This is a genomic window from Mycoplasma sp. 1573, from assembly GCF_053851775.1.
On the sequence record NZ_JBSQBG010000001.1, the window covers coordinates 231,571 to 254,325 of the forward strand.

18 protein-coding genes are annotated in these 22,755 nt (G+C 32.3%); 9 read left to right on the forward strand and 9 right to left on the reverse strand.

What is annotated here, in order from left to right; translation table 4 throughout:
* Positions 1-12 precede the first annotated feature (12 nt).
* Complete coding sequence (gene uvrB, locus ACWXVT_RS00920) at positions 13-2,010, reverse strand: excinuclease ABC subunit UvrB (protein WP_438341433.1); 1,998 nt, start codon at positions 2,008-2,010, stop codon at positions 13-15.
* Between the two features lie 58 nt (positions 2,011-2,068).
* Between uvrB and ACWXVT_RS00925 the strand changes: the two genes are divergently transcribed.
* On the forward strand, positions 2,069-2,887 hold the full coding sequence (locus ACWXVT_RS00925; RefSeq protein ID WP_455967698.1) for a leucine-rich repeat domain-containing protein: 819 nt from the start codon (positions 2,069-2,071) through the stop codon (positions 2,885-2,887).
* A 40-nt stretch (positions 2,888-2,927) separates the two neighbouring features.
* Here ACWXVT_RS00925 and ACWXVT_RS00930 read toward each other — a convergent pair whose 3' ends face one another.
* Together ACWXVT_RS00930 and ACWXVT_RS00935 are read right to left on the reverse strand one after the other, a co-directional pair.
* Complete coding sequence (locus ACWXVT_RS00930; RefSeq protein ID WP_455967699.1) at positions 2,928-3,236, reverse strand: hypothetical protein; 309 nt, start codon at positions 3,234-3,236, stop codon at positions 2,928-2,930.
* A 77-nt stretch (positions 3,237-3,313) separates the two neighbouring features.
* A complete protein-coding gene (locus ACWXVT_RS00935) occupies positions 3,314-4,849 on the reverse strand; it encodes an MATE family efflux transporter (protein ID WP_455967700.1) in 1,536 nt (511 codons plus the stop codon).
* A 600-nt stretch (positions 4,850-5,449) separates the two neighbouring features.
* Here ACWXVT_RS00935 and ftsY point away from each other — a divergent pair.
* From ftsY to ACWXVT_RS00965, 6 genes are read left to right on the forward strand one after another with little or no spacing between them, the layout of a single operon-like run.
* Positions 5,450-6,508 (forward strand): signal recognition particle-docking protein FtsY, encoded by a 1,059-nt coding sequence (ftsY, locus tag ACWXVT_RS00940; protein ID WP_438341428.1) that lies wholly within the window; start codon positions 5,450-5,452, stop codon positions 6,506-6,508.
* Positions 6,501-6,743, forward strand: coding sequence for a sigma factor-like helix-turn-helix DNA-binding protein (locus ACWXVT_RS00945; protein WP_438341427.1), 243 nt, complete (start codon positions 6,501-6,503; stop codon positions 6,741-6,743). Before ftsY ends, ACWXVT_RS00945 begins: the two co-directional genes overlap by 8 nt.
* A gap of 60 nt (positions 6,744-6,803) precedes the next feature.
* Positions 6,804-7,520, forward strand: a complete 717-nt coding sequence (gene pyrH / locus ACWXVT_RS00950) for a UMP kinase (protein WP_438341426.1) — start codon at positions 6,804-6,806, stop codon at positions 7,518-7,520.
* Between the two features lie 21 nt (positions 7,521-7,541).
* The gene (locus ACWXVT_RS00955; protein WP_438341425.1) at positions 7,542-8,093 is read left to right on the forward strand and encodes a ribosome recycling factor; all 552 of its coding nucleotides are present in this window, start codon (positions 7,542-7,544) and stop codon (positions 8,091-8,093) included.
* A 1-nt stretch (position 8,094) separates the two neighbouring features.
* Entirely contained in the window at positions 8,095-9,018 is a 924-nt protein-coding gene (locus ACWXVT_RS00960) for a phosphatidate cytidylyltransferase (protein ID WP_455967701.1), read from the forward strand.
* Positions 9,019-9,028: 10 nt separating this feature from the next.
* Positions 9,029-13,330, forward strand: a complete 4,302-nt coding sequence (locus ACWXVT_RS00965) for a PolC-type DNA polymerase III (RefSeq protein WP_455967702.1) — start codon at positions 9,029-9,031, stop codon at positions 13,328-13,330.
* Positions 13,331-13,396: 66 nt separating this feature from the next.
* Here the strand turns inward: ACWXVT_RS00965 and ACWXVT_RS00970 are convergent, their stop codons facing one another.
* The 5 genes from ACWXVT_RS00970 to ACWXVT_RS00990 form a co-directional block, all read right to left on the reverse strand.
* Entirely contained in the window at positions 13,397-14,317 is a 921-nt protein-coding gene (locus ACWXVT_RS00970; protein ID WP_438341422.1) for an FAD-dependent oxidoreductase, read from the reverse strand.
* Entirely contained in the window at positions 14,310-15,257 is a 948-nt protein-coding gene (gene lgt / locus ACWXVT_RS00975; protein ID WP_438341421.1) for a prolipoprotein diacylglyceryl transferase, read from the reverse strand. The genes ACWXVT_RS00970 and lgt overlap by 8 nt, the downstream gene beginning before the upstream one ends.
* 50 nt (positions 15,258-15,307) lie before the next feature.
* The gene (gene uvrA / locus ACWXVT_RS00980; protein ID WP_438341420.1) at positions 15,308-18,130 is read right to left on the reverse strand and encodes an excinuclease ABC subunit UvrA; all 2,823 of its coding nucleotides are present in this window, start codon (positions 18,128-18,130) and stop codon (positions 15,308-15,310) included.
* Between the two features lie 118 nt (positions 18,131-18,248).
* Positions 18,249-19,856: an MATE family efflux transporter gene (locus tag ACWXVT_RS00985; protein WP_455967703.1), complete on the reverse strand. Its 1,608-nt coding sequence runs from the start codon at positions 19,854-19,856 to the stop codon at positions 18,249-18,251.
* Positions 19,857-19,910: 54 nt separating this feature from the next.
* On the reverse strand, positions 19,911-20,675 hold the full coding sequence (locus ACWXVT_RS00990; protein WP_438341418.1) for a hypothetical protein: 765 nt from the start codon (positions 20,673-20,675) through the stop codon (positions 19,911-19,913).
* A 76-nt stretch (positions 20,676-20,751) separates the two neighbouring features.
* On the opposite strand from ACWXVT_RS00990, the gene ACWXVT_RS00995 reads away from it, so the two are divergent.
* Positions 20,752-20,904 (forward strand): hypothetical protein, encoded by a 153-nt coding sequence (locus tag ACWXVT_RS00995; protein ID WP_455967704.1) that lies wholly within the window; start codon positions 20,752-20,754, stop codon positions 20,902-20,904.
* A gap of 112 nt (positions 20,905-21,016) precedes the next feature.
* Positions 21,017-22,066 carry an alcohol dehydrogenase AdhP gene (gene adhP / locus ACWXVT_RS01000; protein ID WP_455967705.1) on the forward strand — a complete coding sequence of 350 codons (1,050 nt, stop codon included), beginning with the start codon at positions 21,017-21,019 and terminating at the stop codon, positions 22,064-22,066.
* Positions 22,067-22,112: 46 nt separating this feature from the next.
* Here the strand turns inward: adhP and rpsD are convergent, their stop codons facing one another.
* The gene (rpsD, locus tag ACWXVT_RS01005) at positions 22,113-22,712 is read right to left on the reverse strand and encodes a 30S ribosomal protein S4 (RefSeq protein ID WP_438341415.1); all 600 of its coding nucleotides are present in this window, start codon (positions 22,710-22,712) and stop codon (positions 22,113-22,115) included.
* Positions 22,713-22,755 lie beyond the last annotated feature (43 nt).

Genomic DNA, 22,755 nt, shown 5'->3' on the forward strand with positions numbered 1-22,755 from the left:
TGCAACAGCTTTCTATTTTTCTAAATCTCCACCTAATTCTAAAATCATGTCTCTTAATTTAGCAGCTCTTTCAAAATCAAGTGCTTGTGAAGCTTCACGCATTTGCTGACGTAATTTTTCAAAAAGTTTTTCTCTTTCAGTAACAGGAACTTTTGATTTTTTCGCTTCTTGTGCCATTTGTTCAACTTCTTCAAGTAATTCTTCATTTTCGATTGGTTCAACAATTTCTTTAATAATAGTTTTCGGAACAATGTTATGTTTTTGATTATATTTGATCTGAATTTCTCTTTTTACCTTGTTGTCTTGAATTGTTTCTTCCATTGCTTTACTCATTGTGTCAGCATAGAATATAACTCTCCCATGATCATTTCTTGCTGCCCGTCCAACAATTTGAATCAAACTTGTTGTATTACGCATGAAACCATTTTTATCTGCATCAAGTAAACAAATCAGACTGACTTCTGGTAAGTCAATTCCCTCACGTAAAAGATTAATTCCGATAACAACGTCATAAATTCCTTTACGTAGTTTCCTTAAAATTGTATTTCTTTCAAAAGTGTTAAATTCTGAGTGAATGTAAGCAGCCTTTACGCCCTTTGAAACTAAAAACTTATTCAATTCTTCAGCGTTTCTCTTGGTTGTTGTAAGAATTAGAGTGCGATCATTATTTTCTTTTTGTTTCTTAAGTTCATCAAAAATATTTTCCATTTGATTTTCGGTTGGTCGTATTTCGATGATAGGATCCAGCAATCCAGTTGGGCGAATAAATTGGGTAATAACTTCACCTTCTGTTTTATCAACTTCATAATCACCTGGTGTAGCAGAAATATAAACTTTTTGGAAAGGATATTCTTCAAATTCGTGGAATTTTAAAGGTCTATTATCTAGTGCCGATGGCAAACGAAAACCATATTCAACAAGAGTTTGTTTTCTAGAACGATCTCCATTAAACATTCCGTGTAATTGTGGAAGCATAATGTGACTTTCATCAATAAAAATAATTGCATCACTTGGTAAATAATCTAATAATGTGTATGGTTTTTGTCCTGGCTCACGTCCATCAATGTATCTTGAGTAATTTTCAATCCCACTAACATAACCGAATTCACTCAAACTATCCATGTCATTATTGATTCTTTCTTTTAGTCTTTGATACTCAAGAAGTTTACCTTGCTGTTCAAATTCTTTTAGTCTTTGCTGTAATTCTTCATTAATTTCACTGACTATTTTCTGTACTGTTTCAGGTTTAGTAGTGTAGGCTGTGGCAGGAAAAATGGTAGTAGCATGAATGTTTTTTAATACCATTCTGCTAACAGGATCAACAGTGACAATTTTTTCAATTTCATCATCAAAAAATTCTATTCTTAAATTGAATTCATCAGTTCAAGAAGGAGCGATTTCAAATGTGTCTCCTTTGAGTGAAAAATTACCCCTGTTGAGTGTTAATTGGTTTCTTGAATAACCCATTTGAACAAGTTTAACCATGAAGAAACGGCGATCAAAATTCATTCCAACTTCAATTGGCAAAAATGACTCACGATACTCACTAGGATTGAAAGCACCATAAATTGATGCAACAGACCCAACAACAATTGTGTCTCTTCTTAAGCTTAAAGCATTAACTGTTCTGTGTCTCATTGCTTCAATTTCTTTGTTATTTTTTGAAGTTTTGTCAATAAAAATATCTCTACTTGGTATGTACGCTTCAGGACGGTAGTAATCAAAATATGAAATAAAATATTCCACCCTGTTGTTTGGAAAAAATGTTTTTAATTCACTATATAACTGACTGGCTAATGTCTTATTGTGACTCAAAACTAAGCACGGACGATTAACACGAGCGATAACGTTAGCGATAGTAAAAGTTTTTCCCGATCCAGTAACCCCAAGCAATACTTGGTCTTGAACTCCATTGTTTAAATTTTCAACTAAGCGCTCAATTGCTTGCGGTTGGTCACCTGTTGGTTGATAGGCAGCAACAAGTTCAAATTTTTTATCTTCTTTTTCCATACTAACCTCCAAATTTATTAAAAATTATATAAGTTTTGTATTTGGTATAATAGTTTTTATGAAATTAACAAAGAAATTATTACTAACTTCAGTGTTATCATTGAGTGTTTTATCTTTACCAATTGTAGCTTTAAGTTGTGGGCAAACAGCGCAGGTAGTTAATGACTCTTTTGCAGTAACACAATGACAAAAATACCTAGATCAATATAATTCTTCAACTAAAACTTGAGATTTATCACAAGCCGACATTAAAGAAATTCCTAATCAAGGATTCAGTTTCATTGCTTTAGCAAATCTAACATATGGCGAAGAAAGAAAAGCAGATGGAACTATTGACAATTCTAAAGTTAAAAGAGCAGTTATTGAAAATATTATCTTACCAGCTTCATTACAAAAAATTGGTGACAGAGCCTTCTATAATGTCAGTGCATTAAAAAATGTCGATTTTTCAAAAGCAACCAGTCTATCATCAATCGGTTCTAATGCATTTGAAGGAACAAGTATTGAAAATATCCAACTTCCTGAGAGCTTAACTCAAATTGGTTCAGAGGCCTTCGAGAACACAAAACTAACCACAGTAAAAATTCCATCTTCAGTAAAAATCATTGAAAATAGTACATTCTTCGGTGCTAATTTACAAAGCGTAACTCTTGATGGAGTACAAAAAATTAGAGGTTATGCATTCGGAAATAACCCAGAACTAAAAGAAGTTGTACTTCCTGAATCAGTAAATGAAATGGATATCACTGCATTTGATAATGACCACGGTCAAGAATATCAATCACCAGTGAGTTTAACAGTAAACAATGTCGAACTTAAACAAGCACTAACAACAGAATTGCAAACAAACACCAATCACAATTTCACTATTAAATAATGAGTATGAAAAAAACTTGGTTCAAACAACCAAGTTTTTCTTATTCCATTGGAATTTTGTGAGTGAAATCATCCTTTATTAGCTCGGTATAATCGCTCATATCTTCCATTTTGAAAACATTGAAGCTGATCAATGATTTCTTGAACCATTCTACATCACGAAGACGTGTAACTAATTTATGAATTTTAGCTAAAACATCAAGAGTTTTACTGAAGTAAAAACTGTTTGATAATCAATGGAAACCATATTTACGCATCAAGGCACGAATTTCTTCATACCCTTGGTGATAGTCGCCTTTGTATTCTTTAATTAGTTTTTCTTTGTCAAGGTAAAAAACAATTCCGTACATCTGTTTACCTCCAAAATAAAAGCCCGTAACGGGCACCATTTTTCATAGATTTATAAAAATATTATAACAAAGTAAGACTAGAATTGCTTAATATACTTGTGTCAGGTCTTTCTTGTTCATCGTACAGTATAGATAAAGGATCTTAATAATGGGTCGCTAATTAGGCCAACAAATACTCAAATAAAGCACTCACTGGCTGTTTTGATTGACCCTTGTCCTTTATTGTAACCGACATTGATAATTAGATAAACTATTGATACTTGTACTGCCATCATAGTTACTATCGAAATAAGAATAGGTACTCAAATGTCACTAGCACTTCATAATGCTCTTAAGAATGTTAAATTAGCAACGTCAGCCAGGATTTTTGCAAGTGTTAGTGCTACAATAGCATATCCTAATGTTTTGATAACGTCCTTATCGACTTTGTAAAGCATGAAGAAAGGATGTGTTAGTGCTAAAAATACTATTCCAGAAATAATGGTTATATAGATACCTACCATAAACAATTGTCAGCCAAGATTGTAAGCTCTTTTTAAGTCATTTCTACCTATTTCAACTCCTATTAACACATTAGTAACAGCACCCAGAGCAGTGTTGAATGCAGAAAAGAACCCGCTTAAAACGACAATAACTCTTCACAATGCTACATATCTATCGCCTAGTTCACCATTACTAATTGCACTAGAAACTAAGAACTGACTTATAGTTCACACTCCATATTCCAAAGCAATAGGAGTACCTAATTTAAACGTGTCTCAACAGTATTTTCACTGAAATAGTTGTTTTATAGGAGTAGGGTATTTCTTCAAAATTAAAAAGTAGCAAAAAGCAAAATTGATACACAATTGAATAAAGGCACTAAGTACGTAATATGCGGATGCTCACATGATTGTGTCACCACTTTTTGGAATATATAGAACCATGTATAAAAATGCTATACCAACAAAATTACCAGTAATTGCACCAATAACAGCTATATTATTTTTCTTAATTGATTGCAGTGCGGCAGCGAAAACTTGTGCTGCTGAGTAAACAAACAGTCAATAAAGCATATTACGTAAGTATTGAGTAGCAAAAACTAACTCACTCCTGTGTAACACACTACCATTGACATCATAAATTGCTTTTGTATCTCTTGCACCCATTGCTTTTAACAATACACCAGCTAAAAAGTACATTAGAACAAAGAATACGAGTGAAATAATTAAATTGACTACTACTCCAGTTCAAATTATCTTTGGTAATTCTTCTCTTCTTTCTTGACCAATAACATTAGAACAAATTATTAATACACCACTTGTAACCAAAGAGGGAATAAACTTAATCAAGTTAAAAACGAGAATAATCTTGGCAGCAATGTAAAAATATGTCCCAGTTGTATCATTAGTGTCAGAGTGATAAATTTCTTTGTATCAATTAATACTTAAAGAAGCAACTAGTGTTGCAATCACGGTAATAAACACTTGAATAAAAATAGGGGTTGTTAATTTCATAATCATGCCGAAATCACGAGGTCAAAATAATTCTTTTAATGAACTAGTTTCAGTCTTTTTAAGAATTCATGACTTAATTTTGTTCGGTTTTTTTGTGATTTGTTCTTGATTTTGCATAATTTAAAAATTTTATAACATTTCTTAATTTTTTAAAATCCTTTTTGTTTGCTTGTGGTTTGCTTTTAGACCAAAGAATATATAATTAAGAATTATGAATAAGAAAAGAAGATTTTGTTTGCAGCTAGTAGGAGTTTTGATTATTTTAAATCTTTTTTTATTACCTGTTTTAATTCCTATAGCGCATCATCTTGATAGTGTTAATTGAGTCAAAAAATATTTCTTGAGTGTAGGACCAAATCTTGGATTAATCATAATTTTGTACTCATCTTGTGTACTTTTTTTATTAAAGCACGGAAATACTTGATACCACTCAATGTTCTTTTTCGCGAGTGTTAAGAAGATTGAAATTACGTTTAAAAAGCAGATATATTTACAAAAATTTTCAGGTCTAATAATATGCCTAGCCGCATGCTTTTTGACAATCTTTTTGAATGTTAGAAACGATTGATATTGATACATAAACTTAGGTTTCATACTGGCATTTTTATTAGATTTAGTTGTTGTCAATATTGTTTCAAAAAGAGAAAAATTGATTTTTTAAGTAAATAGCTTTGCCATTTGCTTTTATATAATTACTTATGATTAATGGAGTAAAATATGGGTTTTTTCAAAAAATTAAAAGACAGAATTTTTAAATCAAAAGAAGATGAAATTGAAAAAGTTAACGAAGAGATAAAAAACAAAAAAGCAAAAGAAATAGAAAAAGAGCTATCAAACAAGAAAAAAGTTGACAAATACATCTCAGGATTAAGTAGGTCGAATACATCTTTCAGTGAAATGATTAAATCACTTGAAAATCAACACAACGAAATTGATGAAGACTTTTTTGAAGAGTTAGAAGAAGTTCTAATTATGTCAGACATCAGTGTGAAGCTGGTTGACATAATAGTTCATGAAATCAAAAAAGAAGTAAAAAATGAAAATATTAAAGATATCAAGCTAATTAAAGAAATTATTGCTGACAAATTATTTACCATTTACACAGCAAACAGTGTGGTGGATACAACTTTAGATATTCAAAAAGGACGTTTGAACGTCATTTTAATGGTTGGAGTAAATGGAACTGGAAAAACAACTTCCATCATTAAAATAGCTAACAAGTTGAAAAATGAAGGTTATAAAGTTTTAGTTGCAGCAGGAGATACATTTAGGGCAGCCGCTGTAGAACAACTAGAAGTATGAGCACAAAGAGTAAATGTTGATATAGTTAAACCTAATGAAAACGAAACAGATCCAGCTAGTGTGGCGTTTAGAGCTTGTGATAAGGCTCTCGAAGGACACTACGATGTTTTATTGATAGACACTGCCGGAAGATTGCAAAACAAAGCAAATCTTATGAATGAACTAGCGAAAATCAAAAGAGTAATAAGTTCTAAAATCGAAAATGCTCCACAAGAAACACTTCTTTCCATTGATGCAACAACAGGACAAAATGGAATCAGTCAAGCAAAATTATTCGGTGAAGTTACTCCATTGACTGGAATTGTCTTAACAAAAATGGACGGAACATCAAAAGGTGGAATTGTCTTAACAATTAGAGATGAACTGGGTATCAATGTAAAATTCATTGGACTTGGTGAAAAAGTGGATGATTTACAAGAATTTGACTTAGATAATTTCATTTACGCGCTGACAATGGGGTTAAGTGATGAGTAAAATTGATGATAAAGACTTAGAAGAACGTGAATATTTAGTTGAATTATTTGAAAAATATCAACAACTTTTGCCAACTTCACAACGCCAAGCACTCTATCTTCACTTAATTGAAGATCTTTCATTTAGTGAAATGTCAGAGGAATTAGCAATGACTCGTTCTGGCGCTTTCGATGCAGTGAAAAAAGGCAAGAAAAAACTGTTGGAAATTGCAAAAAAATTAGAACAAAATCCATAGCTTTTTGACTTTAGGCAGTTAAAATGTTAAAATTTATTTAATAAATTTAGGAAGGTGGCTATGGCTTATAAAAGAGTTTTAATTAAATTATCAGGAGAAGGATTAGCAAACAAGTCTAAATCTCTTGCTATTGACTATGAACTAGTTAAGAAATTTGCCTCACAACTTAAAAAAATAGTTGCTAAAAATGTTGAAGTGGCAATTGTTGTGGGTGGAGGAAACTTTTGAAGAGGAACCAGTGCTGAAAAAAACGGAATTAATCGGGTAAGAGCTGACTACATCGGAATGTTGGCAACAACCATGAATGCTTTGGCACTACAGTCAGGTTTCGAAAATCAAGGTCTACAATGTCGTGTTCTTAATTCATTGACAATGGATCCAAAAGTGTGTGAAGTGTATGTTAATGAGAGAGCTAAAAAATATCTACAAGATGGTGAAGTAGTAATCTTTGCCGGTGGAACAGGTAGACCATTCTTTACTACCGATACAGCTTCAACTTTATTTGCTTCAGAAATCGGAGCCGAAGCTATTTTAATGGGTAAAAACAATGTCGAAGGAGTTTATGATAGCGATCCTAAATTAAACCCAAATGCCCAAAGATTTGATGAAATTACATATGACGAAATTCTTGCAAGAGACTTAAGAGTAATGGATCAAACTGCAGTATCAATGGCTAAAGATAACGATATTGAATTATTAATTTTTAACATTAATGAGGAAGATTCACTATTGAAAGCCATTGATGGCAACATTGTTTCAACAAGAGTGCACAAATAATTTTTAATAAGGAGACAAACTATGGAATTAGATTTTTATTTAATGCAATTAGAAGAAGAATGTCAAAAAGCAATCAATAATTTTGAAATTCAAATGCAAAAAGTAGCCGTAGGAAGAGCAAATCCTAATTTAGTAAACAAAGTTAAAGTTAATTACTATGATTCTATTATGAACCTAGATGAAATAGCAGCTATCTCAGTTGCGAGTGCATTGCAACTATTAGTAAAACCATACGATATGGGTTCAATCAAAGAAATTGAAAAAGCAATCAAAGATTACAAATTACCAGTTTCAGTTTCAAACGAAGGAAATCAAATTCGTCTTTCATACCCAGCAATGACCACCGAAAAAAGAAAAGAAATGGTTAAACAATTAAACCAACTAACTGAGCAAGCAAGAGTTGGAATTCGTCAAGCCCGTCAAGATGTTAACAAAGCAATCAAAGCTGACAAAGAATTAAGTGAAGACTTGCAAAAAAATTACCTTGATGTAGTGCAAAAACATGTTGACAAGCAAGTTGAAGTTGTTAACAAAATGAGCGAAGAAAAAGAAAAAGATTTAATGACTATATAAAATGAAAAATTTAACAAAAAGAGCATTCAGTGCCACGATTTTATTTTTAATACTAATACCTTTTGTTTTTATTACTTACTATGCCAATTTTGTCGGAAGAATAATTGGCATTTGTTTTTATATTGCCTTTGCACTTTGAGCAAGTTGGGAAATTATTAAGCATTTTAATATCGATTTAGCCTCAAAAATACTGCTTATGACTGGTATTTTACTCATGATGTTGTTACCTTATGAGATCTTTGCCAATCTAAAAAATCAAGCATTTTGAGCAATAGATTCCAAAATTTTATTGAACCGTTATGCCTTTTTGGCAATTTCGTTTAGTGACAAGCTATATTTTACAGACCTGATTTTTGCTTTTATCCCCTTTTTATTAGCCATGCTTTTAAATATAAAAAAAATCATATGATCACAGTGGCTTATTGCCTTGCTAGTACTGCTTATTGTGCCAATTTTTAGCAAGATTCTATTCATTGTTAATGTCAAAAATATTTATATTTTATTAGCAATAGAATTAGTGGCAGTTTCTGTCGATACTAGTGCAATGCTGGGTGGTATGGCTTTTGGACAAAAGACCATTAAAAGAAAATTTGCTCCTAGATTGAGTCCCAAAAAAACATGAGAGGGTGCGTTGTGTGCGTTTCTACTGGGTAGTTTAGCAGTCTATATGTTATTTTGTCTTCCAGGGATGGTGGCCAAAAATAGCATCACAACAATCTACACAAGTGATTTGCAAGTTGCTTTTGGAGTTTTGTTTCTTGCTCCTATTACAATCTATGCGGATTTATTATTTTCCGCTTTCAAAAGAAGTCTTAAAATTAAAGATTTCAGTAATTTAATTCCAGGACACGGTGGAATCATGGATAGATTTGATAGTGTGTCAATTCTTACCATTGCTTCAATGCTAATTTACACATATTTATAAAGAGGTAATTATGGAGATTTTTAAAAAGCTTTGTCTAAAATGTAATATTAAAGTCGATGATGAATTTAATTCATTTTCAGTACCGTATGCTAAATATAGTGAAGTAACCGATGCGATTGAGATGCAAATTGTTTTTGACCACCACATAACTCTTTCAAAATTCCGTTATTTTTATGAGTCATTAAACAAATGCTTTCCTAATTTAGATCTTAAGCTTTCAGTGCGTTTTAATTCAATGGATGCACACTTAATTTTTGACTATCTTCTGTTAGCAGCAGAGATGAAAAACAAGTCCCTTTATAATGAATTAATTAAAATATCTAAAACTAATGTTTCATTATCAGATGGAACATATTTAACAATTACCAGTTCTTACAAAAAAACTCTTGATGTTCTTAGTGCCTACAAAGATACAATTAATGCTTTTTTAGTTGGTTGGGGATTCAAAAATATAAGTCTTAAATTATCACTTAAAAAAGAAGAAACAAGAGATACAAATAAAGAAATTGAAAGACTCATTTCTGAAGCATCGGCACAAATTGAAGAAAGCAAAAAAATGGTCGAGAACGAGCAAAAGAAAACTGCTTTTGTTCCTCGAAAATCTTCACCACGCGAATACAAGCAAATAGCAATTAAGGATATTGATATTGAGTATGTTGAAAACGTTGAAATTAAAGGTCAAGTGTTCGGTATCGATGAAAGAAAAATTCGCGATAACTTTGTAATAAAAACCTTCACGGTTAGTGATTTTTCTGAAGCTATTACTGCCAAAATAATTAATAAAGACATTGAGATAAAGGAAAATTCCTTCGTTTCTATTAAAGGAAAAATAGAAATGGATCCGTATTTAAAAAGAAAAATTCTTCGTGTCGATTCTGTCGCCGAAATCGAACCATTGTGAAATAATAAAACTGACAATGCTCCAGAAAAAAGAATTGAGCTTGCATTGCGTTCAAATATGTCAACGCAAGACGGAGTTGTGTCAGCCTCTGACTATATCAAAACAGCTCAAAGATACGGACATCAAGCACTAGCAATAACTGATATAGATGGTGTTCAGGCCTTTCCAGATTTTTTCAATGCTACTAAAAAATTAGATTCATTAAAACCTATTTATGGAGCAACTTTATCTTCTATCACCAAGGATAATGGAACTGTATTATCAAGCCAAGATTTTGACCTAGCGACTCAAAGATACATTGTTTTTGACTTAGAAACAAGCGGGTTGAGTCCAATATTTGATGAAATCATCGAGTTTGGAGCAGTAATAGTTGAAAATGGCGAGACTATTGACAAAATTCAGTTTTTTGTTAAACCTTCGAAACCAATATCTAAATTTACTACTGAACTTACTAACATTACTAACGAAATGTTAGAAACATATGGAATTAGTCAGGAAGAAGCAGCACACAAAATTCACAAAATTCTTTCAAGTGGTATCGCAGTAGCTCACAATGCAAATTTTGACATCAGTCACTCAAAAGAACTGTTTAAACGTTGAAATTTACCATATCTAGATATTAAGGGTATCGACACAATGTTTGTTGCCAGAATTTTATTTCCACTAAACAGCAAATTCAGATTAGGAGTAGTGGCAAAAAAATTCGATGTTGTTTATGATGAAGAAACAGCCCACAGAGCCGATCAAGATGCGAAAGTATTGGCTGAAATTTGAATTAAAATGATAAGTAAACTAGCACGAGATTTGGAAATTACTACATCAGCTCAGCTACGTCAAAAAATCGATCCTGAATTCTATCGAAAAAAATTTCCTTATGAAATAAGATTGTTGGCAAAAAATCAAAAAGGATTGAAGAAACTATTTCAAATTGTATCTAAAGGAAGTACTGAAGACTATCACAATGGGTTAAGAGTATTTCTTGAAGATATACAAAAAGGTGAAGATTTATTGATAGGAACTTCTACTCATCTTTCTTATTTCTGAGACAAAGTTTTCACTGGTTGTTCAGAAGATATAGAAAAAGAAATTACTCGTTATGACTATATTGAATTCGCTCCCTTATCAACAATGCAATATCGTGTAGTGCGAGGTGATATAAACAGTCTGGAAGCAATAAAAACCGCTTATAAAATGGTTATTGAATTAGCAAAGAAACATAATATACCTTGTGTTGCGGTTTCAGATGCTCGTTATACTGAAGAAATTGAAAAAATTCTTCACCATGTGTATATTTTTGCGGATGGTGTTGGTGGTAAAAAACACTGATTGCACTCATTTAAAGATCAAAACACTAAGGCATACCCGGTTCTAGATTACAAGACAACAGAAGAAATGCTGGCTGAATTCAGTTTCTTGAATGACGATAAACTAATCAAAGAAATAGTTATTTATAACACTCATTTAATAGCAAACCAGATTGAAAAAATTGAAGTAATCAAGAAAGATTTATTTAAACCTATTTTTGATGATAGTACCAATAAATTGACTGAACTTGTATACAAAACAGCCCGCGAAAGATACGGTGAAATACTGCCTGAAGCCATTGCAAAAAGAATTGATAGAGAGCTTAAACCAATCACTGAAAATGGATACAGTGTTATTTATTGAATAAGTCATAAGTTGGTAAAAAAATCTAATGATGAAGGCTACTTAGTTGGAAGCCGTGGTTCAGTAGGTTCATCTATCGTTGCAAATTTATCTGGAATTTCAGAAGTTAATCCCTTAAATCCACACTACTTGTGTTCACAATGTAAGTTTTTTGAAATGTTCGATCCTAGTCCTGAATTATCAAGCGGTTGAGATCTAAAAGATAAATTGTGTCCGAACTGTGCTATTCCTTTGACAAAAGACGGACACTCAATTCCTTTTGAAACATTTCTAGGTTTTAATGCTGACAAGGTTCCTGACATTGATCTAAACTTCTCTGGAGACTATCAAGCATACATTCACAACTATGTTCGTGAATTATTTGGAGAAAGTCACACTTTTAGAGCTGGTACCATTTCAACTATTGCTTCAAAAACAGCATATGGTTTTGTTAAAAAATATGATGAAATAGTCAATGCTCAATCACGCTCATTTTCTACCGCCTACATTGAATTTTTAGCAGGAAAATCAACGGGAGTAAAACGTACAACAGGACAGCACCCTGGAGGAATTATCATTGTTCCAAAAGAATATGACGTTGAAGATTTTACTCCAATAAACTATCCAGCTAATGATAAAAGCAGTGATTGAAAAACTACTCACTTTGATTTCCATTCTATTCACGATAACTTACTGAAACTTGATATTTTAGGACACGATGATCCGACTGCTATTAGAATGCTAGAAAGACTAACTAAAATAAATGTTAAAAATATTCCTAAATCGGATGAAAAAGTTATCAAGTTATTTTCTACAACTGAGTCACTGAATATTGATCCAAATCAAATTGGCGGTGAGGTAACAGGAGCTAAAGGATTGCCAGAATTCGGTACTCAATTCGTGCGCCGGATGTTAAAAAGTGCAAAAGCCAAAAAATTTAGCGATTTAATTTCTCTTTCTGGTTTGAGTCATGGTACAGATGTTTGAACTGGTAATGCTGAAGAATTGATTAAAAAATACAATTTTGATCTATCGCAATTAGTTTGTTGTCGTGATGATATTATGAACACCTTAATCTTGCATCAAGTAGATCCTAAAAAAAGCTTTGATATTATGGAAAAAGTTCGTAAAGGTAAAGGATTGACTCCTGAAGAAGAAAATCTTCTAAGAGATCATAATGTACCTGATTGATATATTGAATCACTGCAAAAAATTAAGTACATGTTCCCCAAAGCCCATGCTACTGCCTACGTTATTATGGCCTGAAGAATTGCTTGATTTAAGATTTATTATCCACTTGAATACTACGCAACATATTTCACTACTAGAACAGAATCAAATGACATTAAGGTACTATCAGATTCAAAAGAAGCAATTGATCAAAGAATTGAAGAAATTAACACACTAATTAGAAATAAACAATCAACTACTAAAGAGCAAAATTATTTGGATGGTTTAGAAATCGGTCAAGAATTATATGCTCGTGGTTACAAGATTCTTAATGTTGACTTAGAACGTTCGCTTGCTAAAGAATGAGTAATTGATTATGACAAAAAAGCTTTGATTCCACCTTTTATCAATGTTGATTCACTTGGAGAATCAGTGGCAGAATCGATAATTAATGCTCGTAATCAAAATCCATTCTTGTCTGTTGAAGATTTGCAAGAAAGAACACAAATCAACTCTAGAATTTTAGAAAATCTAAAATCTTTAAATATTTTAGACAAATTAGACGAAAACAATAATATTAGTTTATTTGATTAAAATTAGCCTTGTGCTAATTTTTTTGTAACAAAAAAAAGCACCCAAAATGAGTACTTTTTCAGTCAATTATAGTTTGTTAGTAATATTCTTGGCAGCTATTGTTCCGTCGCTTACAGCTGTAGTAATTTGACGAATCTCTTTTACTCTAACGTCTCCTGCTGCATAGATATTAGGAACCGCTGTTTCCATGTTTTCATTGGTTATAATGAAGCCATTAGGAGCTAAAATATTTAAATCCTTTAAAAAACTTGTCGAAGGAATGAATCCAATGTATGGAAATAGTGCTGCCAATTTAATTGTTTTTATTTCTTCACCCATTTTAACCACAACACTTCCTACACTATCATTTTCATTAGGAAGTATTTCAAGAATTTGAGAGTTTTTAATAATTTCAACGTTACTTTTAGCTTCCAGTTCTTCGACTAGTTTTTTCTCAGCAATAATTTCATCTCTTACAAAAATATAAACTTTAGATGCAAAAGAAGCAACATATGCCCCTTCTTCAATGGCAGAGTTTCCACCACCGATGATTCCAATAGGTTGGTTTTTAAAGTTAGGCCCATCACAAATAGCGCAGTAACTTACACCTTTACCATCAAAATAATCAATACCTTTGATTTCTTTTGGGATTCTGTTTTGCATTCCGGTCGCAATAATTATTGTTTTTGTTTCAATAACTTGTCCATCATTTAGAATCACTTTTTTAGCAAAATTATCATTAGGATCGTTTTCTATTTTAACAACTTCACCATAAATAAATTCCGCACCATTTTCTTGTGCTTGTTGAAACATTTTTGTCGCTAACTGAGCTCCTTGAATTAATAATTCTCCGGGTCAATTTTCAATCTTTGACTGAAATGGTAATTTTCCACCAGGAACTTTGTTTTCAATAAAGACAGTTTTCAAACTGCTTCTTGTTGTATAAACTGCGGCAGTTAGTCCAGCAGGACCTCCCCCAATAATAACCACATCATACTTGTTATTCATGTACCGCCTCCAATTTTTCTTTGTTTTTTAGCAAATTGATTCTTTCAATTTCTTTTTGGCGGCGCATAGTAAATGAAACTGAATCTTCTCAAACAATGAAGTAAATTCATTTGGTTCCATACTGATTAACTTTGTAAATTGTGTAGCGTTTGTTAGTTGTGAATTCAAATACAAGTACAAGAAGTACACCTACAACTATGTAAATTACCGAAAGAACATTATAGAATGTATAACTTTCAGCACGTAAATTTTCCATTGATAAACGAACCACACCGTATCAAATTCAGTATAGTCCACCAGTAGTTCCTGGTCTCAATCAATTTCATTTATTTAGAACTCAAACTAAAATAATATATCCTAGCAAGTTTGCCATCGATTCATACAAGAACAATGGAGCACGGTATGCTGTTTCACCACCGTCAGTTATATACATGTGTGATTTGATGAAGTTTGGCAGTCAAACTATTGATCAATCGTCAGCACCTACAATTTGTCCAAAAACTTCATGATTTGCGAAGTTTCCTCATCTACCAATTGCTTGACCGATGAAGACAGTTGGCAAAATGATTGAAAGACATTTGCGTAAATCTACTTGTTTTCTGAAAAATGATAGAAAAATCAAGTCAGCAATGGCAGCAGTGACAACCCCCCCTTGAATTGAGAGTCCACCCTCTCAAATTTTGTACCAATGCTTAAGTGTTATTCAATCCTTGACTGCAATTCTTTCGAAAATAAAGAATAAACGCGCTCCAATGATAGCTGAAGGTAAAGTGACTATTACTACTCACACGAAAAGGTCAAATTTATATTTCTCTCTTTTTCAAAATCAATAGACGGTAAGAATAGCACAAAACATTCCTAGCATCATTAAAAAAGAATAAAGACGAAGATCTCCTAATTTTAAGACCGTACTTTGATCATCAGGGATATATGCTGTCATATTCCTCCTTTATGTATCTTAAATTTTAATAAATAACCTTTAATATTGAGTTATTTTTTCAACATTTCAGCAAGGTATTTACCTGTCAGCGAACCGTTTACTAAGCTAACTTGCTCTGGAGTACCAGTAGCCACTATTTTTCCACCATATCTTCCGCCACCTGGACCTAAGTCAATTATGTGGTCAGCAGACTTAATTACATCTAAATTATGTTCTATTACTAAAACACTGTCGCCACTATCAACAATGCGGTTAATTACTGAAAGTAATTTTTTAACATCGTGAGTATGAAGACCAGTAGTTGGTTCATCAAGTACATACAATGTTTTACCTGTGGGTTTCTTTTGTAAAAACGTTGCTAGCTTGACCCTTTGGGCTTCTCCACCACTCAATGTTGTTGCACTTTGACCTAGCTGAATGTAATCTAAACCAACATCCATTAGTGTTTTTAGTTTGTCTTGAATTTTCTTTTTAGCAGCAAAAAATTCATAAGCTTCTTTTATTCTCATATTTAGTACATCATTAATGTTTTTGCCATGATATTTGATTTCTAAAGTTTCCAGATTGTAACGTTTTCCATCACAGTGATCACAGTCAACATAAACATCAGGCAAGAAGTGCATTTCGATTTTAATTACTCCGTCCCCTTGACATTTATCGCAACGCCCACCAGGAACATTGAAACTGAAACGGCCTTTTGTGTATCCTCTGAATCTTGACTCTTCAACATTAGCAAAAACATCACGAATATCATCGAAAACAGAAGTATAAGTAGCTGGGTTAGAACGCGGTGTACGACCGATCGGACTTTGTGTTATTTGGATAATTTTGTCGATATTGACATAACCACTCATTTTTGCTATCTCAGACTCATAATTGAACTCATTTATGTATTTATTTAATTCATTAACTATAACTTCATTTACTAAAGTACTTTTCCCTGAACCACTAACACCAGTAACACAGACCAATTTACCTAAAGGAATATCAACATCAACCTTCTTTAAGTTATTCATTGATGCACCTTTGATTTTTAACACTTTGCCATTTCCACTGCGGCGTGATTCTGGGACTGCGATTTTTCATTCTCCAGAAAGATATTTACCAGTGATAGACTCAGGTGCTTTGGCAATGTCTTCAACTGAGCCAGTAGCTACAACATAACCGCCTTCTTCTCCAGCTTTAGGTCCTATATCAACAATATAATCGGCATCAAAAATTGTTTCTTCATCGTGTTCTACAACAACAAGAGTGTTACCGATATCAACCATTTTTCTTAGTGAATTCAGTAACTTACGATTATCAGCCTGATGTAATCCAATGCTTGGTTCGTCTAAAACATATAAAATTCCAGTTAAATTTGCTCCAATTTGTGTGGCCAAACGAATTCTTTGGCTTTCTCCCCCACTCAATGTTTCAGCCTTACGATTTAGGGTTAAGTAGTCTAAACCAACGTTTACCAAAAACTCAAGACGGTGTTTAATTTCAATAAGAATTAAGTTAGCAATTTCCTTTTCGGTTGCATCTAATTCTAAGTTATTAATAAATTCAAGCAAGGTGTTTATGTCATTTTTGCAAGCTTCATAAATATTTTGATTTCCTAATTTAACTGCCAAAGCTTTAGGATTTAATCTAGCTCCCTTGCAAGAAGAACAAACAATTTCTGACATAAATTTTCCATATCAGGCTCGAATATCTTCACTAGTGGTTTCAAGATATTTACGTTCTAACATTGTTGCAATACCTTCAATGTACCCACTGCGATTATATTTATTTCCTGAAGCTGAAATCAGTGTATAAGTTAAAGGTTCATCTGAACCATACAATAAAATTCTCATTTTATCTTGTTCGATTTTCTCTAGCGGTAAGTCAATACTAATGTCATAGTGATCAAGCAGTACTTTAAATTCTTGTCACTCAAGATTCGTTGTGTTGACTGTATTTTCAAAATATTTAATTCCACCACCACGAATGCTTCGTTTGAAATTAGGAATTAATTTGTTGACATCAACTGATTGTTTAACACCTAGACCCTTACATTCCTCACACATTCCAAATGGAGAGTTGAATGAAAATAATTTAGGTTCAATCTTAGGCATATCAAAATCACCATACTCACAAGCATGGAAAATTGAAAATTGTTGAGTAGCACCATCAACTTCATGAACATTGACTAGTCCTTTTGAGTATCCTAAGGCAATTTCAACTGCTTCAGAAATTCTTTGACGCATGTCATATTTCAAGGTTAAACGGTCAATGACTATATCAATATTTCAACGTTTATTTTTATCTAATTTTATTTCATCGTCAAGACTAAAAATTGCGTCATTAATTTTGACACGCACGAAACCATCTTTTTTTAGTTTTGCTAGCAGTACTTGATGAGTTCCTTTTTCACCTTGTACAACAGGAGCGAGAATATATAATTTAGTATTTTCCGGTAGTTGAAAAATTGCATCAATAATGTCTTTTAATTTTTGTGCCTTTATTTCGATATTATGTTTAGGACAATAAGCTTTTCCAATTCTTGCATATAACAATCTTAGATAGTCATAAATTTCTGTAACAGTTCCAACAATTGAACGAGGGTTATTGTGAGTAGTTTTTTGCTCGATACTGATCGAAGGACTCAATCCTTCAATACTATCAACATTTGGACGTTTTGTGTTACCTAAAAATTGACGTGCATATGAAGAAAGTGAGTCAACATATCTTCTTCTTCCTTCTTCATAAATTGTGTTGAAAGCAAGGCTTGATTTTCCTGAACCACTAAGTCCTGTAAAAACAACTAATTTTCCTCTCGGAATTTCCAAATCAATATTTTTTAAGTTATTTTCTCTTGCTCCTTTAATGATAATCTTGTCATTTTCCATAATTCTAAAATTATATTCTATTGAATATAAAAGTTAAAAAATTAATTTTTCAATGCTTAAATGGGAGAAAAATTGCTTTTTTGAGAGATTTAAAAAGCAATAAAAAAACTAGGACAACCTAGTTTTCACTTTGTACTTGTTTTGCAGTTGTAATTTTTTCAATTTCGTGGTTGACATTTCTTTTTCAGTCATTTCTGTGTTGTACGACTTCATAAATTGCTAGCCTTACTAGGTCTCAACAATAGAAAATAAAGTATGCTCAAGCAATAGAAATGTTTGTGTGTGGCACTATTGCAAAACGAATAATAATTAAGAAAATGAATTGAGATCATTGTGCTACTAAAGTAGTTAAACTACTCAAGTTTGAACGCCCACCACTAGCTATTAGTGCATTAGTTGTGTAGAATCAAGCTCATAGTGGATTAACTAAAGCAACTGTCAATAAAGTTCAACAAATCAAATTACTATTTACATTTTTTGCATAGTTACTCATTGCTGTGATTAATGCATCTTTATCTGTGTTAGTTCAATCATATAATGAGTAAAATTTACTTCCTTGAAGATCATTTTGAATTGTTGAAAAGTCTTTATCTTTGTATAGTGTTTGAATCTTTTCAGCTATTCCACCAGACAACATTTCAGTTTGATAAATAATAAATACAAATATCAATAATATTAATGAAAATAAAGCACCCGCTGTAGCATGGAATCCTTTTAAGGCATGAGCATGTTTATCTGCTTCATCAAAATCATTTTTTCCTAGATTTGATGCAACAAACACACTGACATTAGCCCCGCAGGCGACTGTCACCGCTCCAAAAACAGTGGAAATACTTTCTGTTAGTGAAAGCACAGCAGCAGCATTCATATTCATTCATTTTTCGCCTACTCTGCCAGGTATAAATCCATCGTTTCAAATCGGCATTCGCAATGGAATAACAATCATTCCCGCTATTGCAATACCAAATGAAAAACCTCTCTTAAAAAATAAAACTGTAATTTCGCGACTTATTTTAAATAGGTTTTTAACTTTTATTACAATCTCTTTTCTTTTCCTACTCATTCAAAAATTATCCAAAAAGATTGAAATAAAGACCGAAGCAATTGTTCCATAAGCAGCGGAATAAGTTCCTAATTTAAAACCATAGATACAAATAGCATTAATTGTTGCATTGATAGACAAGTTTAAACAAGCAGTAAAGAAAGCATATTTTGAGTGTCCTGTCTCATTCAAAAGTCCATTAGTATTTCAAGCAACTGCCAACAATATTCAACAAATAGCAATCAAGCGGATGTAACTTACTCCGGTGTTAACTGCAGGTTCATCATCTCTTCCAATCAACCGAATCATTTCAGCCGGCATCGACCAAGCACAGATTGCAAAAATTACTCCAATTGACACATAGGTTCAAATTCTTAAAGCCATTATTTGATTAATTTTTGAATATTGTTTACTTCCATAAAATTGTCCTACTAACATTCCGACAATCATATTAATGGTAATGAAAATAGTTGTTACTATTCCTGATCACGTATTAGCATAGGAAAGCGCTGTTGTTCCATTTTCGATTGGAGCAACCATGAAATTATCAATAAAAGAGGTTAAAGAAAAAACTAACTCTGCCACGACTACTGGTAGAGTGTTTTTTAAATATCTTAGTCAATCTTGTTTCGAAGCAGGAAAATGTCTTCGAATAATATTTCTTCTCTTAGTGATTTTCTCCATACTTAAAGTATTGTAACAAAAAAAGCCAGTTTTTGACACTGGCTTAGTTGTTGTCTAGATGTCCCAAATTTTTTCTTTCAGTTCCTTTATCGTCATTGAGTCTTCCAACTGAAATTGATTCAACAATTTTAAAAATTCTTTTTTATGATTCAACAATTTTATCATTTCATCAATATCGTCTCTGCGTTCATCAATTCAGAACATTTTTAAAACATCATCTTTTGAATATTGTTTTAATTCTTTTAGAACTGTTTGCCGACTAATTTCCAGGTTGTATCTTTTAAAGGGGATTTTTCTTTGTTTTTGCATACAAAATAACAAGCATCCCACAAAGCTAGCTAGTGAGCCATCATGGACAAATTTATTTTCTAAAACATTATTTTTAGTATTTGAAAGAATCGCATTTCTTACTTCGGTAAAGTATGGCTGATTAAAATCTTTGTGAGTTATTAAGTCAAGCGAGACAGTTGCATGTGATAAGAGCGGTTTTACTTCATTGTTAGGAAAAAGTTCTTTAATTATTTTCTTTTCCAACACTGGGTTGTGACCTACAAAAATAACTTCACTCATTTTTATTGTGTTATCGATGCGGTTAATATCTCTGATTATTGCTTCACGCATTACTTTCATATAATCAGATTTTTTGAAGTCATTTACAAATGTATGAGTTTTTATCACATTAAAATTATTTTTTATTCCCAAAGTATAACAATATGGAGTTCCACTTTTTAGACCAATCATTTTAGCAAAAGGATTAGTTATTGCCTCAAAATCGATATATATTTCAGTTTTTTTGTGATTACTTGACTCTTTTTTCATAACTTTAAATTTTACTTACTTTTAAATAAACATTGTAATTTTGAACCTATTTTTAAAAAAGAATATAATAAGCATTATGAAAAAGAATTCATCAAACAATGTATCAGAAGTAAACACAAAGAAAAGTCCAAAACAAACTTTGAAATTAATATTATCAATTTTATTACCTTTATTTGTTGTTGTGGTCTTTATTGCTCTTTTAAGTTTTTTACCCAACGCTAACAGTTAGAAGTTTTAGAAAAAAGTACTTGTTGTGAGTACTTTTTTTGATACCTCTTGACTTTAATTTAGGCATTTAATATAATTTAAGTGAAAGAAAAAACATTTAAGGAAGCAAAAAAATGTCTGCAAAAATGAAAGCATTTGTGGTGCGTTCACCACGTCAATGAAGTGTTGAGGAAGTTGATATTCCTGAACCAAAAGAAAAAGAAGTTTTAATTAAAATGGAAACTAGTGGTATTTGTCATACTGACTTACATGCTGCTAATTTCGATTGATTAGTACAACCAAAATATCCACTAATTCCAGGACATGAAGGAATTGGTATTGTAACAAAATTGGGTCCTGGATGCACCCACTTAAAAATAGGAGACAGAGTTTGTTTAGCATGGTTACATGATGCATGTGGACACTGTGAATACTGTTTAACAGGTAAAGAAACTCTATGTCCTAACCAAAATATGTCTGCATATACAAAAGATGGATCATTTGCTGAATATGCAATCGGTCATGAAGACTATGTAGGAAAAGTTCCTGCAAATCTAGATATCATCACAGGTGCTCCAGTTGTTTGTGCTGGTGTTACAACATATAAAGCAGTAAAACAAGCAAAATTAAAACCTGGTGAATATGTAGCAGTTATCGGGGTTGGTGGACTAGGTCAAATGGCAATTCAATATGCCAAAGCAATGGGATATCGTCCTATTGGAATTGACTTATCGGATGACAAGGTAGAACTAGCATTAAAATCTGGTGCTGAATATGCATTCAACTCTAAGAAAGTAAATGCAGTAAAAGAAATTTTAGAAGTTACTGATGGTGGAGTTCATGCGGTAATCAACACATCAGTATCAACAAAAGCTGCTTACGAAGGAATGGAAATGTTACGTCGTGGTGGAAGACAAGTTTTAGTGGGTCTTCCAGCTAAAGACAACTTAGGAAAAGATGAGTTCCCTGTTTCTGTCTTCTGAACTGTATTATTTGAAAGAGAATTAGCAGGTTCAATAGTAGGAACAAGAAAAGATCTACAAGAAGCTCTTGATTATGCTGCAAGAGGATTAGTAAAAAGTGAAGTTACAAAAACTGTTAGCCTAGAAGAAGTTGCTGATATTTTCGAAAAATTGGAAAAAGGTGAGTTCTTAGGAAGAGCAGTTATTGACTTCAAAAAATAAGTTAATAAAAAAGTTCAGGCGCAAGGGCTTGAACTTTTTTTGATAATTAACGGTTGTAGAACTCAACGATTAGTGATTCGTTAATGTCTTTATTTAATTCATTTCTTTCAGGTAAACGAGTGAAAGTTGCTTTGAAGTCTTCTCTTTTTACTCATTCAGCAACAGCTCTTTGTTCCATAGCTTCTTTAATTTCTGAGTTATTTCTTGATTTTTCTTTTAATTCAATAACTGAATTTACTGATACTAACATTGAAGGAATGTCAGCCTTGTGTCCGTCTAGTGTGAAGTGTCCGTGATTTACTAATTGACGAGCTTGTGCTCTTGTTTTAGCAAATCCTGCACGGTATACTAAGTTATCTAGACGTGATTCTAGAGTTTGTAGGAAATTTGTTCCTGTAACCCCTGATTTTTTAGAAGCTTTAACGAAAGTATTGTGGAATTGTCTTTCATTTAGACCATACATGTAACGAACTTTTTGTTTTTCGTATAAGTGTAGTCCATAGTCAGTTAATTTTGCACGTTTTTGTCCGTGTTGTCCTGGAGCGTATTTTCTTTGTTTTCCTTTTGCAAATTCTTTATCGTTTTCTAGTAATGAAAATCCGTAACGACGTGATTTTTTAAATAAAGATCCTCTAAATCTTGACATATTTTAATCCTTTCCGCAAGGACACAAAAACTCTTTATAAATG